The organism is Ensifer oleiphilus (assembly GCF_013371465.1).
GTDB classification, from domain to species: Bacteria; Pseudomonadota; Alphaproteobacteria; order Rhizobiales; family Rhizobiaceae; genus Ensifer; species Ensifer oleiphilus.
Window position 1 is genome coordinate 63,190 of the sequence record NZ_JABWDU010000003.1, and the last position, 17,284, is coordinate 80,473.

Annotated in this window: 12 protein-coding genes; all 12 read right to left on the reverse strand. The window is 51.8% G+C overall.

Going from position 1 to position 17,284, the window contains the following annotated elements:
• Positions 1 to 144: 144 nt before the first annotated feature.
• Positions 145 to 1,011: a glucose-1-phosphate thymidylyltransferase RfbA gene (rfbA, locus tag HT585_RS13070; protein WP_176353355.1), complete on the reverse strand. Its 867-nt coding sequence runs from the start codon at positions 1,009 to 1,011 to the stop codon at positions 145 to 147.
• Entirely contained in the window at positions 1,008 to 1,919 is a 912-nt protein-coding gene (gene rfbD, locus HT585_RS13075; protein WP_176353356.1) for a dTDP-4-dehydrorhamnose reductase, read from the reverse strand. Before rfbD ends, rfbA begins: the two co-directional genes overlap by 4 nt.
• Positions 1,920 to 1,924: 5 nt before the next feature.
• Positions 1,925 to 2,980: a dTDP-glucose 4,6-dehydratase gene (rfbB, locus tag HT585_RS13080; RefSeq protein WP_176353357.1), complete on the reverse strand. Its 1,056-nt coding sequence runs from the start codon at positions 2,978 to 2,980 to the stop codon at positions 1,925 to 1,927.
• An 18-nt stretch (positions 2,981 to 2,998) separates the two neighbouring features.
• Entirely contained in the window at positions 2,999 to 3,568 is a 570-nt protein-coding gene (gene rfbC / locus HT585_RS13085; RefSeq protein ID WP_176353358.1) for a dTDP-4-dehydrorhamnose 3,5-epimerase, read from the reverse strand.
• A gap of 127 nt (positions 3,569 to 3,695) precedes the next feature.
• Positions 3,696 to 4,367: a class I SAM-dependent methyltransferase gene (locus HT585_RS13090; protein ID WP_176353359.1), complete on the reverse strand. Its 672-nt coding sequence runs from the start codon at positions 4,365 to 4,367 to the stop codon at positions 3,696 to 3,698.
• 125 nt (positions 4,368 to 4,492) lie between these two features.
• Positions 4,493 to 8,929 (reverse strand): glycosyltransferase, encoded by a 4,437-nt coding sequence (locus HT585_RS32180; protein ID WP_176353360.1) that lies wholly within the window; start codon positions 8,927 to 8,929, stop codon positions 4,493 to 4,495.
• 74 nt (positions 8,930 to 9,003) lie between these two features.
• Positions 9,004 to 11,208, reverse strand: coding sequence for a class I SAM-dependent methyltransferase (locus HT585_RS13100; RefSeq protein WP_176353361.1), 2,205 nt, complete (start codon positions 11,206 to 11,208; stop codon positions 9,004 to 9,006).
• A 148-nt stretch (positions 11,209 to 11,356) separates the two neighbouring features.
• Entirely contained in the window at positions 11,357 to 12,298 is a 942-nt protein-coding gene (locus tag HT585_RS13105) for an NAD-dependent epimerase/dehydratase family protein (protein ID WP_176353362.1), read from the reverse strand.
• Positions 12,299 to 12,456: 158 nt separating this feature from the next.
• A complete protein-coding gene (locus tag HT585_RS13110) occupies positions 12,457 to 13,791 on the reverse strand; it encodes a KpsE/RkpR family capsule polysaccharide export protein (protein ID WP_176353363.1) in 1,335 nt (444 codons plus the stop codon).
• A 26-nt stretch (positions 13,792 to 13,817) separates the two neighbouring features.
• A complete protein-coding gene (locus HT585_RS13115) occupies positions 13,818 to 14,873 on the reverse strand; it encodes a hypothetical protein (RefSeq protein ID WP_176353364.1) in 1,056 nt (351 codons plus the stop codon).
• 14 nt (positions 14,874 to 14,887) lie between these two features.
• The gene (locus HT585_RS13120; RefSeq protein WP_176353365.1) at positions 14,888 to 16,153 is read right to left on the reverse strand and encodes a KpsE/RkpR family capsule polysaccharide export protein; all 1,266 of its coding nucleotides are present in this window, start codon (positions 16,151 to 16,153) and stop codon (positions 14,888 to 14,890) included.
• A 17-nt stretch (positions 16,154 to 16,170) separates the two neighbouring features.
• The gene (locus HT585_RS13125; RefSeq protein WP_176353366.1) at positions 16,171 to 16,824 is read right to left on the reverse strand and encodes an ABC transporter ATP-binding protein; all 654 of its coding nucleotides are present in this window, start codon (positions 16,822 to 16,824) and stop codon (positions 16,171 to 16,173) included.
• Positions 16,825 to 17,284: the final 460 nt, after the last annotated feature.

The window sequence follows — 17,284 nt, forward strand, 5'->3', positions numbered from 1 at the left end:
GCGGCTCTAGTCCCAGCTGGATAAAAGTTCCATGGCAGGTCAAGTCCTCAAAGCTGTGCATTCGCTCGAAAACCGACAAAATAATACATTATCTTGCGATGATGGGTGCGGCTATTAACCAGACCTCAGTCATTTGAAATGCAATTAACTGTCCGCGACTTTAAGCAGGTAGCGGCCGTAGGCAGTTTTCGAGTAGGCGCTCGCATATTCGTAGAGCGTTTCCTTCGAGATGTAGCCATTTAGATATGCTATTTCCTCAATACAAGCGATGTTATTGCCCTGCCGATGCTGAATTACTCGAACAAACTCTGAAGCCTCCAGAAGGCTATCGTGAGTGCCGGTGTCTAGCCAAGCATATCCCCGCGACATCTTCTCGACGAAGAGCCCGCCCTTTTCCATGTAGATTCGATTTAAGTCCGTAATCTCATACTCCCCTCGAGCGGAGGGCTTCAATTCTTTCGCATAGTCTACGACATTGTTGTCATAGAAATAGAGCCCGGTTACTGCGAATCTTGATTTGGGATTTGTTGGCTTCTCTTCAAGGCTTATCGCCTGTCCATCACTAGCCAGTTCAACGACACCATACCGTTCCGGGTCGTCCACCTCGTACGCGAAAACTGTTGCGCCGTGCTTCCGTTGCCGTGCCCTCAACAGGAGCTCACTCAATCCGGCCCCGAAGAAAATGTTGTCTCCAAGCACCAGGGCGACGTTCTCCTCACCCACAAATTCCTCGCCGATAATGAAGGCCTGAGCAAGCCCATCAGGACTTGGCTGCTCTGCATACGACAAAGTCAGCCCCCATTTCGACCCATTCCCAAAAAGCCGCTTGTAACTATCTATATGCTCCGGGGAAGAGATAATTAGGATCTCACGAATGTCGGCCATCATCAGTACTGACAGCGGATAATAAATCATCGGCTTATCATATACCGGGATGAGCTGTTTGTTTACAGCCAGAGTAGCGGGATGAAGACGCGTCCCCGAACCACCCGCCAGAATAATACCCTTCATGTTTTCCGTTTCCCTTCAATTCGCGTTCGCGCATTGGCATGTAGTTGGGCGATCGTTTCCGTGAGAGCTTCTTGCCAGGCTCTAGGCACAATGCCGAAGTCACGAGTAATCTTCTCGGTCGATAGACAAGAATATGCAGGACGTACGGCAGGTGTAGGGTAGTCTTGAGTGCTTATCGCCTCGACCGTAGGAACCCTGGACCCTGCATCTGCGGACTGTCGAAAAATCTCACGCGCGAACGCGCACCAACTCGCTTCTCCAGAATTGACGAAATGATAGGTCCCGGTCGGAGCTCCCTTGTCCTCAATCAACCGACGAGTAATGATCGCCAGAGCCGCCGCAACATCCTTCGCCGAAGTCGGGCAACCTATTTGATCGTCGACTACCCGCAGTACGGGTCTCTCTGCGGCCAGCCGCAGCATCGTCTTCACGAAATTGCCGCCAAATGGGCTAAACAGCCAAGCAGTACGCAGTATAACGTGGCGAGCATTCGCGGTGCGTAGCGCCTGCTCGCCGCCCGCCTTCGAGGCACCGTAGACCCCTAGCGGCTTCAGGCTGTCATCCTCTTTGTACGGTGTGCAGTTCGAACCATTGAACACGTAATCCGTGGAAACGTGAACCAGTGGCACCTCTGCACGCTTCGTAGCTTCGGCAAGTGCAGCGACCGCTAAAGCGTTCACCCGCCATGCGTTGACGATATCGTGTTCGGCATTATCCACCGCCGTATAAGCAGCTAGATTGATCACCGCATCGAAGCGACCCTGTAGAACAAAATCCTGCAAGCGCTCCGGGTCAGTGAGATTGAGCTCCGACCGATGCGGCGCACAGACATCAACGCTTTGGCTCCACGGAAGACGCTGAAACTCTGTTCCAACCTGCCCTCCACCACCGGTAACGAGAATCTTCATGAGGACTAGTTGCCCAAACCGCGGCGGTCATCCGCCTTCTGTCGCGCAAGTATCTCACGCCACCAAGCCTGTTCCTGCAAGTACCAAGAGACTGTTTTCTCCACACCACTTTCAAAGGTTTCCAGCGGTGCCCAGCCAAGCTCATTGCGAATTTTGGTTGCATCAATTGCGTACCTTTGATCATGCCCTGGCCGATCGGCAACGAAACTGATTTGCTCTCTATACAACTTACCGTCTGCACGTGGCCGCAACCTGTCAAGCGTTGCGCAGATTGCTTCGACAACCTCGATGTTCTGTCGCTCGCTGTTGCCGCCAATATTATAGGTCTGACCAGGGATACCTTGCTCGAACACCGTCTGCAACGCGCGCACATGATCCTCGACAAAAAGCCAATCCCGAACGTTGGTTCCGGTGCCGTAGACAGGAAGCCTTTCACCAGCCAACGCCTTAACGATCACCAACGGGATGAGCTTTTCAGGAAAGTGATAAGGACCATAATTATTCGAACAGTTAGTAATCAACACAGGCAACCCGAAAGTGTGCCCCCAAGCTGATACCAAATGGTCCGACCCTGCCTTTGTTGCAGAATAAGGCGATCGCGGATCGTAGGCTGTCGCTTCAGTGAAGTATCCCGTGTCACCAAGTGACCCAAATACTTCGTCGGTCGAGATATGGTGGAACCGAAACGAATTGCTACGGCCTTCATCGAGCCCCTTCCAATATTCGAGCGCCTTCGCAAGTACCGTATATGTCCCCAGCAAATTCGTCTGCACGAACGCCGCGGGGCCATCGATTGATCGATCTACGTGCGATTCTGCGGCAAGGTGCGTGATGACGTCAGGCTGAAAATTCGAGATCGCCTTCGCTACCGCCAATTCGTCGCAAATGTCCGCTTTGACGAATTTGTACCGGCAAGACCCTGAGACCTTGGCGGTCGACCCTGACGTTGCCGCATAGGTCATCTTGTCGAAATTCAGCACCTCATGAGTCGTGTGCTCAATAAGGTGACGGACCAAAGCAGACCCGATAAAACCTGATCCCCCAGTAACAAGTACGCGCATAAATGCTCCGTTTCAAACTCAGATCTGAACAAGGCTCATCGGAGTGCCATCATATTCGAACACATCTCCGATCTCTGACAGCGGTGGCTGCCGCTGATCCTTGTCACTTAAAATTGGTGACGCTCCCTTTGGAAGAGGCCAAATGACACCAACAGCAGGGTCGTCCCACTTCAATCCACAATCACAGGCAGGCGAGTAGACGTTCGAAACTTTGTAGACGACTTCAGTCATCGGTTCGAGTGTCAAAAATCCATGTGCAAAACCGACCGGTATATACAATTGGTTGCCATTTTCCGCAGAGAGCTCGGCACCTACCCACTGTCCAAAAGTTGGCGACTTCGAACGTAGATCGACCGCAACGTCGAATATACTGCCACGGACGCACCGCACCAATTTTGCCTGGGCAAAAGGCTCGGTCTGAAAGTGCAACCCCCGAAGTGTATATTGGACGATAGAAAGGGAGTGATTGTCCTGAACGAACCTTTCTGTGATGCCATAGCCTTGAAACGTCGTCTCGCTATAAACCTCGGCAAACCATCCACGCGCATCACCAAAGCGCTTGGGCTGCAGCAACGCAACCGATGACATATTCAGCTCCCGTTCCACATTAAGGCCAACGCAGACGATGCAGCTGCGCCGCCGCAAACCTGCGCACAAATTCTTACTTCAATGACGGCCGCTGCAGCGCGATTACACGATCGGCATTTTGACCTAGCTAGTTGTACACAGACTTTTCAAGAAGCGCTCTTCGGGACGGCTCAAAGGTCGCTGATATATCAATCTCTGATTTACGTGGCTCAGGCAACATCAGGATCGCTGCTAACCCTCCCCAAATCTGGCCGTTTATATCCGCTCGATCATAAAGCATACCCGGTACAAAATCCAAATTTATCGCATGTACATATGGGCATCCGACCCAGGGAACCGATGTAATACCAGCCCGGACAGCCGGATTCGCGCTATCGTGCGCGAGTATCACGGTTGGCCGTCGCTTCGGTACATATTTTATACACTCAATGAGATCTCGCCTAACGCCGTCTTCTTCGTGACTCCCATCTACCAGTATAAAATTAACTTCCTCATCTCCAGAATTAAGCGCTTCAATAATGGGAGGCAGCGTTTGAGCAGAATCGCCAGTAACGAATTTTACGTTGGGAAACAGAGGGCTAATACGATGCTGATTCTCATCGATATCGAAAGTGATTACGCGCTTACTTGCAGCAGCAATGGGTCTCAAACTACCGCATTGAAACGTACCAATCTCAAGGCTAACTTCAGATTTTACTCGCCCCAACACATGCATAAGCGCAACTCGCTCACTCAACTGCATATGCCAATTTTGATTGACGCCGTCATCAAAAAGAAAATCTTCAAATGCGTTAGTCACGACTACTTTTCTCCAACTATTGCCGGCAACTGATGACGGGAGCTATCCACCACACTGCTCAAGCAGTTTTTCCAAAGACGCCCACGTCGCCGCAAGGCGAAATTAAACCGTTACGATAGATAAGATCACCGCGGCGACGCTTCATTGAGAACGTCGATGGTTAGCGCCTTATACTCGCCAACCATACGATTCATGTCAAACTTCTCAAATGCCTGAAGGGCGCACCTTTCGAGCATCTGCGCTCGCGACCTCTCAACGATGAATGTCTCCATCGCCCTCGAAAGCACGTCGCACCTCACCTCGCCTGAGATAGTATCAAGCGGGACCACCAAGCCAGCAGTGGCCTCTCCTGCCTGAATAGCCCAAGCGCACTGGCCGATATCAGACACAATCGCCGGCTTGCCCTGGGCAAGAAACTCCAGCAACACAAGAGGTAGCGACTCTCCTGCAAACCAACTCGGGAGCAGACATACGTCACTTAAGTTGATGTATTCGGCGAGCCGGGTCGTGTGCCGAACAAGATGAAGCCCATCCACCTCTCCGGCAGATCTTAGCGTATCCGCCTCGGGGCCATCCCCAATCAAAAGAAGCCGAACATCAACCGTCTGAGTGAATCGCTGCCGCAGCTCTTTGAATGCTTCTACTGCCACGTTCCAACCTTTGGCCGCAATGGCGCGACTTGCCAGAGTAAAAACAAGCGCCCCATCAGGCAAACCAACATCAGAACGAGTTAGATCAAAACCTGATACGGGTTGAAACCCATTCACGATGTTTGATATGCGCTTCGGCTCGATATATCCCGCTTCAAATACCTCTTTATTTTTCTCAGCCGTCCAAACCCAGTGATCACAATAGAGTTCTGCCGTCTTCATGTCTTCGAGCATGGTAGGGAACGCTTTGGCATTGCTTAAGACGTTTTCGTAGCACCCATGCATAATTATTATCCAGGGGATGTGCGCATCGGCGCGCGCGATTAGCTTACCGAGCGCTCGATCGCCCCACCAATGCCCACTCACTACGATTTCAAGGCCCCAATCTGCCATGAACCGCGACAAGCCGCCTGCTTCCTCTATATCCCGATGATTGACTACTGCGACCTCCGGTGACAGGCGCCTTGCGGTTCCGGGATTGTCAGGTTCGTGCCCTGCAACGAATAGAACGGCGGAAGCCGCAGAACTAACCCAGGAATTTACAAAGCGAACTGCGAACATTTGGGCGCCGCCGCCAGATAGATCTCCCACACCATAAAGAACGGCGGGGTGCCTGACGTCGTTAATTTCCGTGGGAACCCGCGGCGCAGGCAAGACCTGATCAAAAGCAAATCGCTTTACTTCTTGTGCAACGTGCTTGTCAAAGAGCTCTTTTCGCGAGTCATTGACGCCGTACAATGCTTCCACAATCGCGTACACATCTTGCAGTTCTTGAAAATATTCAAAGCCGCCCTCAACTTTGGCAGTCACACTAGTATCGTGCCGCCGGTGATAATTGATAGCATCGTGGCAGTAAGCGATTCTGCCCCCTGCAATGGCCACAAGATAAAACGCCCAATCGCCTGCGAGCTTAAATTTTGTTGCCACACGGATGGCACGAAGTGCTGATTGACGCCTAACAACAACGGCGCTCGCGTTTGGGATCGTGTTCGCACGACCTAGTGTTTCATTGACTTCTCTGAACGAGGGAGAAACGAAGGATTCTCGCCAGCGCCCGATGGAAATCCGATCGAGATAGAGGTCGTTCCAGTCGCCGGCAACCTCGCCATCCGCCCTCACAGGGATAGATCTGCCGTGAACAAGCCGAACCCCCGACACATCGAACGCCGCGATCGCCTTTTCAAGAAAGGTTGGCTCACACCAATCGTCCGCCTCCGCTAGCCAAATTAGCTCGCCGGTCGCGACCTCGATTCCCCTTTTCCAAGCCTTGAAAACTGACCCGCTGTTCTCAGATGCAAAATGTAACTTTGCGTAAATATTCTCAGCCGCAAACTGCTCGAGTATCTCCCGACTATTATCCTGTGAAACGTCATCCAAAAGGAGTATCTCTATGTCCTTGAACGATTGGCCGGCGATGCTCTGCAGCCGTTGCCCGAGGTATTCTCCGCAATTGTAGCTAGGCACTACCACCGACACCAAGGGGGCAATTCCGGCAATTTCCCGAATAACCTTAAGTATCTCGGCACACGCCCTTTCCGCGGTGTACTGCGACAGCACCCTTTCGCGCGCCGATCGGGCCATATTCTCGCGCAATACATCGTCACCCAGAAGTCGGTCTACAGCCGCGAAATATGCCTCCTCATCGTTCAAAGGAACCGCCAATCCTGCCGGCGGCTCGCAATCAGGTTCGACAAGAGCTGTCATCCCTGTCGCCTCACGAAAGATTACCGAGGGAGCGCCGACAACTGACGCCTCAAGGCAAACGAGAGGGAAAGGATCCTCGAGAGAGGTCAACGCAAAAACATCCGCCGCCGCAAAAATGGAGCGAAAATCTTCTCTGTGGCCGAGAAATTCGATCCGATCAGATACGTTGAGCGTACGCGAGAGCTTGCGCATCTCCGATAAGTCTTCGCCGTCGCCGACCCAAACAAAGCGAACGTCTCGGTTCCACTCCAAAGCAAGCTTCGCCGCCATTCGGACAAATACCGCCGGTTGCTTCCTCCAATGTAAGACTCCGCAACCGACAACGATTTTTGTATCCGGCGACCAACCTAGCGCAACACGCTGAGCCCGCTTTTCAGCGGCGGTCCAACTCCTTTGCTCTTGAAGAGCTTCAATGAATGCGGGTCGATTTGTTAGTTTGCTTTCCGGCAAACCTTCCGTAGACAGAAAATATTCATATACGTTCTTTCCCCCGCAAAATATATGGTCGGCATGCGCGAGAAGGCTCTTCAATCGATCCTTGAACAGAGTTAAGATCGCGGGCATTTCATGCACGTAACCAAAAACTGGTGCCTCATAAGGGTCGATCTTGCAGTAATCACCGGCTGCAACGGAGTTTATGAACGTAAACGCAGGTTCTTCGCCTACAAATTCATGCAATCTTGCCTGTAACTGAGCTATGTCCCGATGTGATATGTCGATTTTTCCCACCACATGTAACGGAGCTATCTGCTCAAAAACAGGCGCGAGGGGGCCGCCATTCATAGCCACAATCCGAACATCGTAGTTCGTTCTCTCTTGAAACCATTTCGCGATCGTTGCCAGAAGTGTCGGTGCACCCCCGATGTTTAAATCATGGGTGACAAACACGGCTACTCGACCACTATTCCTGCGGCGGTTGCTATGCTCTGACGATATTTCGCGCCGAGCGGGGAACCCTAGTGCCTCAAGCGCACCAGCAATTTCGGCTATGCCCCGACGGATGAAATCAAGCAAGGGATTTATTCCTCTCAATCCGACGTCCGGGAAGTGTGCAATGTACTTTCTGCTGTCGAAAAGGGGGCCTGGCTCCCGCCCCTCTGCAGCGCCAAAGTCGAGGTAGTGTTTGGCTGCATCCAACCCTGCATCTTTCACATCGGCGTTTTGTTGAAGATACCAGTCGGCATCAAAGTATTTACAGGACCTCAGCAATTTTAGATTGCGGTCCTCTTCCGGGCCACTCGGGTCTCGCAAGTCTGACGTAGATTTCGGATCACGGATTGGCAATATTCCGTGTGCGGAAAGATCATCTTTAACTTCGAGAAAACCCCACCTGAGAAAATGAACCAGCGGATTTATCCCACTTGCGGCGACATCGGGCCGGCGCAAAAGATACAGGCCGCCGTCGAAGTAAGGTCCGGGATTTCGGCCCTCCTCAGCCCCAAAAGCAATGTAGTGAAGTACGGGATCAAAACCTGCCGCCTCCACGTCCCGATTCTGCCCAAGGTACCATCCCGCATCGAAGTACTTCGACGCCCTCACAACCGTTTCGTCATCCTGACCATCGCGGATTGCCAAGGGGCCGGTGACGCCAAACGACCCAGCTCCTGCACCACCATAGCGCAGGAAATGTACGAGAGGGTTCGTGCCGCTAGCGGCGACTGCCGGATGTTGCGATAAATAGGCATCGCTATCAAAATTCGGGCCAGGATGCCGCCCCTCCGCCGCACCATACGTTAGATAGTGTGAGAGGGCGTCAATTCCCGACCCAGCAACATCTGCGTTCATTGCCAGGTACCAGCTGGCGTCAAAGTATCCTGAAGAACTCAGTAGATCCGCATCTTCGGCCCAGAAATGCAACTGGTCAGATTCAGATGCCCAACCTTTGCTAACGCTATTGAGCATAACGCCGTAATCTTCATACTCAGGGCCAATCTCGCTGATGCCGTAGCGAAGAAAATGTACCAGAGGATTTATGCCACTTCGCGCAACATCGGGCCGCCGCGCCAAATAAACCTCACCATAGAATAGGGGGCTCGGCGCTCGCCCCTCTACGCCGCCAAATCGCAGGTAGTGTTCAACCGCAGTAAAGCCGGAGGCTGCCACATCAGGATTGTTCGACAAGTACCAGTCCGCTTGGAAAAGACGAGAACCAGATAGAAGCAATGCATCAAAATCGCGCGCAAACCGCCTTCTCAAAATCTTCTTCACTGCCAATTCCCAAACGTTCAATTTAAACAATTGCGGTTGAAGCCTTCGCTCACGGGAAGCACGCCACCACTTCATTACTTCCTGCGAAAAAAACGTCCTACTCCAGAACCAAACCGACGAAGTTCATCACGCTCTAGATTTGCGAGCCGCAAGGAGTGTTTAAGCTCTCGGAATAGAACCTGCAGCTTGGCGTTCTCGCGCCGGGTGACTTCCAACTCTTCCTGCAACGTAAGCAAGCCATTGCGAAGAGTCTCGGCGTCTAGAGAAGTACGCTCCAACTCCCTTGAAACCGTAGCGATCTTATCCGCGTTACGGCTCGCGACCACTTCAATCTCCAGCTTTGATGCATTTGCGGCCTCCAGATCAACTAACAAACGGGAAGATGATTGATTCGCCTTATCGAGCTCCACCAATAGCATCTCGTTCTTTTCAGTAGCGGCATCCAACTCGTATCCGACCGTCCCGAGTTTCTCTTCGGCGCTCAAAAGGACCGAGTGCAACTCCCCAAGCTGAAGCTCCTTTGCATCAAGAGCTTGCGACAAAGCAAGAGCGCTTTCAATTCGCCCCCTACGCGGAATGCTTCTTTCCAGCGTAAGATTTATGCTTTCATTTATCTCAAATACACTCGGCCCCGCAGTAAGCTCAGAGACATTATCCTGGAACTGCCGTTCGAAATCGATGTATCGGGTGACATCACCAAGCGACAACATGACGCCAAGGCGATAGGCAACATCAACTACCAGTTTTCCGAACTGCAATGATGTGCCGACCGCAGGTTCTCCACAATGCTCGACCCCCCAAAGCGCATCCAGCAAACCGCGAACAAAAATGTAACCCAGCTCGATTTCAAACGGTATCTCCCACTCCTGGTCAATGAAGCGCGGCACCCCATCTCCACCCACAATCAAGTTACGGGGAATAGCGTCAACCAAGCGGCCGCTGACCATGCAGGAAATAGCCCTACAGCTCTCGTCGGATCGTTCCTGCACCTTCAGGAGTAGGGCCCTCCACCAAACCTTGGCCCATTCCGAAATTTCGTCGACTGACCACCCATCGCGTAGCACGATTAAAGTCAGTCGATCTTTCCACAACACCCCCTGCTCAAATACCTCCTCTTCAAGATGCGCGCGCGCCGAGAAAGCGTCCGATTCAGCCTGAATTCCAGCCAGTGGAGTGCGGGTAACCTTTATTGCTGCATCTTCCAAACGGAATTCTGTTACTTTATTATACTTCGATGGCTTGCTATTCTTGAAATAGAATGCCAACGCATTATCGATCTCAATTTCGCGTCGTGAAGCAACCACAACGAAGGAGTTCGCCAAGTCACCATGCAATCGGTTTCTTGCAACGACTGACCACGCTTGCGACAATGCAAAGGTACTCACTGCCGGTTTCTGAGAATCCGTCTCAGATGCAAGCCTAATCAACGAACTAAAGTCGGCCGAACAGCTGTCCGCCAGAGCAGCTTCGGAAAGGACGACCACTGGAAGCTTGTAGTCGGGGAACGGAAACCACCATTGCTGCTTCGCAAATCCCACCACACGCAATTTCTCACGAAGCTCGTGTCGTCCGAATGTTACTGCGCTGCTCTTGGTGTACTGATCCTCAAGCCCATACATCGGGCGTCCAATGTGGTCTTCCGGATAGCCTGCGAAGTATTTGAGGCCAAGCTGGTTCTCAATAGCCAGAATGACGACACCGTCGTCGGCAAGAAATCTAGATACGTGCTCCAGCATCAAATCCACGGGATCACGATCTTTGTATTCAGCAAAAAAGACCCGCGCGTACTCCAGGACGCCAATTAGGAGAATGGTCTTAAACTTAGTGTCTGAGCTAAATTCTTGAAACGAATCGGAGACCACACTGACGTTTGGAAAGCCGCGACAACGTTCAGCTGCGATTTGCGCCCTGCGGCTGCTGCCTTCCAGCGCCACAACCTCAAGACCTTGCTCCGCGATATATCGTGTGATCGCCCCGCAACCCGCGCCAATCTCTAGTACCGGCCCCCGTAAAGTATTAACTAATGGGCGGAGCAAGTTTGAACGCTGCAGACTTAGGTGGTATTTTGATGGCCAATCGTATATTCCCTGGAATACCTCTTGAGAATTCACGGATCTATCTTCAAGACCAGACAAGAAATTAAGCAGTCCCGTCTCAAATTGATCGCCGTCTGAGTAATCAAAAGCGCTTTCGCCCTCAGAAACTACCCAGATATTACTTGAGGCCACATACGAATACTTCGGGTGCACGATACCTGGCAAATCTTTATCCAGTTCCAATCCGCGAGCCTGAAACGATAGATCTCTTGAGGCCCGACAGGTCACAGAGCGCTCGATCCTCCGCTGGACGAACGCGCGCCGACATATGCCTCATGTCGAAAGGGCAGTCAATTTGAGCGCGGGATTTAATCAGTGCAATCTCGCAAACCTACTGCGTCTCGATCAGCCATTGGAACGTGCTTCTTAAGCCAGCATCAAATTCCGTCTTCGGGATCCAACCGAGCTCGTTGCGCGCACGGGAAATATCCAGCACGCTCACGGGTATATCGACCAACCGACCATCCTTTCTGACGATGTCGATCTTCTTCCCTGTGACGTTTTCGAGTGCGGCAATTACTTCGTTCAGCGTCCTCGACACACCACTGCCGATATTGAAGACGCGGCTGCGGCCTTCGTGCAACATCGCCAATTCGAACGCGTCTATGACGTCGTCGACGTAAAGATAATCACGACTTACACTACCATCGCCCCAAAGCTCGATTGGCTGCTCGTTGATAATCCGCCTCAAGAAGGCTCCGATTACACCTTGGTCTCTTTCAGCCGTTTGATGTGGCCCGAATGGGTTTGAAACACGCAAGATTCTGTATTCCAACCCGTGGATATACTCATAGAGATGCAGATAGCGTTCGATTGCCAACTTCGATATGCCATATGAAGTTATAGGCCAACAGGCGTCATCTTCCCGCGTGGGCAGACTCTGCGGCACCCCATACACGGTGCCCCCGGAGGAAACGAAGATTACTCGCTGAACGCCCGCAGCCACGCATGCATCAAGCAGTTGGATTGTACTAACAACATTCGATTTCAAGTCCCCAATTTTGTCGAGGTTGGCACTTGACGGGGTGCTGGCGTTGATAAGGTGGAAAACAACATCGCAACCTTCCAATGCGCCTCTTATGCTGCGCGGGTCATTGAAGTCACCGCCCAACCATTCGATACCCGATAGCGCACGGGGACGATTTTCACTTCGCCCAAAGGCTCGAAGCGATCCGACTTTCCCTGCCAACCGTCGGCTGAGATGCGTCCCAATAAAACCTCCGCCGCCAAGGACGACACATCTTCGATCTCGCAACGACTTCCCTTTTGTCATCCTATCTTGAAACGCTTTCCTAGAACGAAACCCTATGAACGCTGTCAACCGACATCGGTTAGACCCGTACCGCTAACACTTGGAAAATCGTGACCTGGGCATCTCCGAGTGCACAACCTTTGTAAAATCAAAAGTATAAGTAAGCTTTCTCCAGTAATTCAGCTCATGCTATCCCGAACACTGGCGAACATTAGTGAAAAGATGCCCCAGATTATAGTCAGTCCGGCGAAAATCAGTGCCGTGTTGACGAAAGGTTTAGGATAGAGAGCTCGTTCCGGCAAAGTAGGCGGAACGATGACTGCAACATAAAGCTGTTGGCGCTCCAGGTTCTGACGGGCATTCTCGAAGCCGTTCCTCGCAAGCTTATAGATGTACTCAGAAAACTCCTCCTGGAGTTTCAGCAGCTCAAAATCACGCAACTGCGTTGATATGGTCTCGGGGTCACTTGTTCCGGCAAGCTTTGCATTCAAATCGGCAATCTGCTTAGAAACTGCCGCTAGCCGCGCTTTGAGTTGCGATACACCAGGTTTATTTGTTATCCCGAGTGACATTGTAGTCGCCAACTCATTCTCTATAGCGACCTTTTGTATAGTCAAGGATGATATTATCTTCAAGACCTGCTTTGCAGTATCTGTTGGATCTATAGTTTGTATTTTCGTCTGAAAACTCAACATATTGCTTCGGGCTTCAGCCAGAGATTGAGCAGCAAGCTTCACTTCATCCTCCGCCCTCGTTAGTGCATCTTGCTTACTTCTCTTGGAAATGCGATTAATTAAGTTTTCGCTCTGAGTTATTACTGCCTCTGCTAACTGAAGTGAATCTTCCGGACTGTAAGCACGCACACGTAGCGTCAGAATACTTGAAAGGCTGTCGACAGAAGCCGTCACATGGTCTTTCCAATATATCCATATATTTTCTGTGTCCCTCTGCGATCCCAACCTAGATAGCCAGTCGATCTCCGCACGATCATAGACACTCGCGATTCTTTCCGCCCCCCCAATGTCGTTTATTACTGCGCGACTTTTGAGGTAGTCAAGAATAATCATGGAGTCTTGTGTAGTGTTACTAGCGGATGACAAGCCCAATTGACCCAAGATGGCGGAAGGATCCTTACCGCTCGATTGCTGGATGGCATCGCGAACCGTTAGTTTCGCCTCCGAAACAAACACATCCGACGCGAAGAACGCGAAATACGCAAGAGCGATGGCCGACGGAGCTAGAACCCCGAGCGAGAAGCTCTTCAGGAGCATTCCACCGATGCCGCCCACCGCTGTCCGCGGTTCAAGTGGACGCTGGTCGGATTGAGGCAGCTCCTTGATACGCGGAACTAGTGTTTTCGAAATTGACGGGATCCCGAGAAAACGGGATTTGAGATCCTTGGTTGTGGCTTGCACGGACTGATCTGAACCCGCCGTCAGGTTGCCCTTGCCTTGTCGAATAGAGTTGAGTGGCTTCAAACGAACTATATCCGCAATACGATTTCTAGCGCTCATAACGGCCTCCGGCGATTGACGTACTGCTAGGCATGGACGCCTCTTTCGCCAAGTCCACTCTGCACCGCTTCGGCTGCGAACGAGTAAAGCGCAATATCTTCATCAATCAAATCTGCAACGAGACCGATGTTTGCCAAGATCAAAGCCAGCTCTGGCGCACCTGGTAACGTCTGCAACTCCGCCCCTTCGAATATCGGCGCACCTAGCAACGCGTCCAGCAGAATTGAGAATTCGCCGAATCTTTCGCGTGTGCCGACCAGGTCGAACTGAGCAAGATTGTCCAGCGCGATACTAACACTTCGGCGTTGTACCTCCTCTTCCGGCGAGCAACCGAACGCCCTGGTCATAGGAGACCGGAGAAGGTTGTATTGCTCCGCACTAAGTTTTCGAAAACCCCCAAGCAAAGACTTCTCGCTCCCGAGATCAAGTCCATCGACAATGTTCAAGAGCGTCGCATGGCGCTTGAACACAGAATTACCTAATGCCTTTTCGGACCATTTTTTCATATGGACGAGAGCTATCAAGCGCTCGGCGAGTTCTTCAAAGGGATCCCGCAATAATGCGGCCGTCACAAACCCTTTCTCGCGTGCAAGAGAGCCATGGCGCTGCCAACTCGGTTGACCTGAGACAAACAGTGAAGAAGTGAAACTGCCGATGATGGAACTGACGGTTTCCAATGGGAACCGATCGACAACGGGATATGCTAGGTCAAACATATCAATTACGCGGCGCATCAGTTTAACTTGGGGAATGGCTCCAACCTCCATAAGGAGAAGCCTCTTTTGCACGGATCGGGCGTTCGCGTTACGCCTGAAAATCGGCAGATCGCTTTCTACCTCCGCCAAGGTCAGTTCAGATACATGAGTTAGATCTGGAATCAGCTGCCCGTCGATCTGGAACCCGACCAGCCCTGTACTGTGCAATCCGTGGTCGCGCAAATCCGGGCGAATTACATTCGCGTTGAATGTTATCGGAGCTTTGCCGGGGATTCGGATTACGAACTGCGGAACGTCAGCAGGATTGTCGAGGATAAGCCAGCCTGAGATTGTGTGGCCCTGGTCTGAATCAATAGCAAAGTACATCTGCGTGATTATCTTTAGCTGGCCATATGGTCGCGAACAACGATCGATAGGCCCGCGACCGTGGCAGAAATCAGAAGACTAGTCCCAAAAACTGATATCCACATAAGGAACCTCCTCGGGTACAGCGCTTCCTCAGCTAGCTGTGGCTCAATATATGTCAACAAATATGACCTCTGTCTCTCCAACGTCAACCTAGCCTGTTCATAGGCTGCTACTGCGGACGCATACTCCGACCGTGCAATCGACACCTCAGTATCCTTTTGCTGTATGCCTGTCGCCAATTCCGCTAGGTTTGAACCTTGGACGCTTGTCGACCTGCCTCCGCCAGCAATAGCGCCTTCATACGATTCGATCTGCGCCCGCAGAGAACTTGCTCGGCTAGTGAGCGACGCGAGTTGCGGAGCGTCGGTCGCTGTCGTGCTGATGACCGTCTCCAATTTAGATAGCTCGAGCCGCAGCTCGGTTATCAATTCCGAATAGCCCGTCGCTGCCGTTTCAATATCGAGCACTCCAGCTTTATTCCGTGCATCTCTAAGCTCAGAAACCGCTTTGGACAGTTGGCCCTTCTTAGTTTCCACCTCCTCTTCCGCCCTGACCAATGAGTCGGTTTCATTCCGTCTCGTCAGTTTATTAACCATACGCTCGGAGGCCTTGACTACAGCTTCAGTCAAGGCGAGGCTGTCCTCTGCCGTAAACGCGCGCAACTTAATCGATATGAGACCTGAGTTCCTATCCACTGAGATATCGACTTGGTCCTTCCAATAATCGACAAAGTCCTCAATGGAATCACTGGGATCAAAACTCGCGATCAGATCCGCGCCGGCTTTGGAGAATATTCCGGGAAGGTCGAATTGCGGGGAGAGCACGTCAACAAGGGCTCTGCTTTCGACATAGTCCGCTATAATTAACCCATCTCGCGCTTGGCCTGTATCGACAAGGGCGCTAATCCCCGACATTTTAGACAGTCCAGCAATGGACATATCCTGGCCTGCTCGAACAGCAAAACGAGCCTCGGATACGTACTGATTGGCAGCGACAAAGCCATAATAAATCGTTGCCAAGGAAACGGGCAGCGCAAAAAATAGCACAAAGTTGAGTGCGATAAGCGCGTAAAAGTAGCGATCGCTTTGCCGCGCCCGAAATCCGCCGCCCCCACTTGTTACAGGGCGAGGAGTACGCGCCTTCCTTGCAGCACGCCTGAGCTCTATTGAGATGGCATTTGCAGTTTGGGCTGCGCCTTCGGACATTGCGGTATTCGTCTTCTCAGCTACTGAAGCCATATTGCAAGCCTCCGTGCTCACTGATTCAATTTCTTGTAAAGCTCGATAGCATCATCAATGTTGGAGAACTCATGAATTGCGCCGTGCGCCAATACGATCGCCCGCTTGCAGTAACTTCTAATGGTCTCCATCGAGTGAGAAACCATAATTATGTCCGAACGCTCTCGACGTTTGTCGAACTCCTCCAAACACCGCGCTTGAAAACGGGCGTCGCCAACGGCCGTGACCTCATCGATAAGGTAGCATTCAAAGTCTATAGCCATAGAGAGCCCGAATGCCAACCGTTGCATCATCCCAGATGAATACGTCTTAAACGGCTCGTCGATGTATGCCCCGATCTCAGCAAAGTCTTCGACAAAATCAACCACCTTTCGAGGATCATGACCGTACACGCGCGCGACAAATTGAACATTCTCTCGCCCTGTCAGCGCGCCATGCAACCCGCCAGCGAAACCGAGGGGCCAGGAGACACGTGCCTTGCGGGTGATCTTGCCCGAATTAGGGAGTTCCGTACCACCCAACATGCGCATGGTCGTGGATTTTCCGGCACCGTTGATACCCAGGATCGCGTAAGAGGTACCAGCCCGAAACTCGGTCGTCACATGATCAAGAATGATCTTCGGACGCCCGCTCGTGCGGTAAAATTTGAAGACATTTGACAGGGCAATCATATTGACAACAGTTTTCCTCGAACAAAGTGCTCAAACAGGTACGGGGAGTTCAAGCGACTTGCATCCTGCTGTCTCACAGAGTCAACGCAAACATTGTGGCGGCTCGTCAAACAAGCTTTTCGATCCACGTTAATGTTCGCTTCGCAGTCCATAGTCGAATGCCACAGGCTCAATCAACCCAGCCCATAAGCCGTACGAAGATTTTTAGCGCTAATTTATGACAAAATTGATTGAGACCCCAACAAGCATCGTTCCGAGAAAAGCATTCGCTGCTGAACCAGGATGACCATTGCATCCTGAACCGCGGTTGAGTTGCGGTTCACGATGCCGACCAATAGGCCTTGCGGCGAAAAAGCACTGCTGAGGACATGGCGGTTCAGCGACTCAGATCGTACGCAAGCATTCGATCATCGGCTGAGGTTTATGTATCAGAGAAGCCAATCTATTGCACTATGCGTTA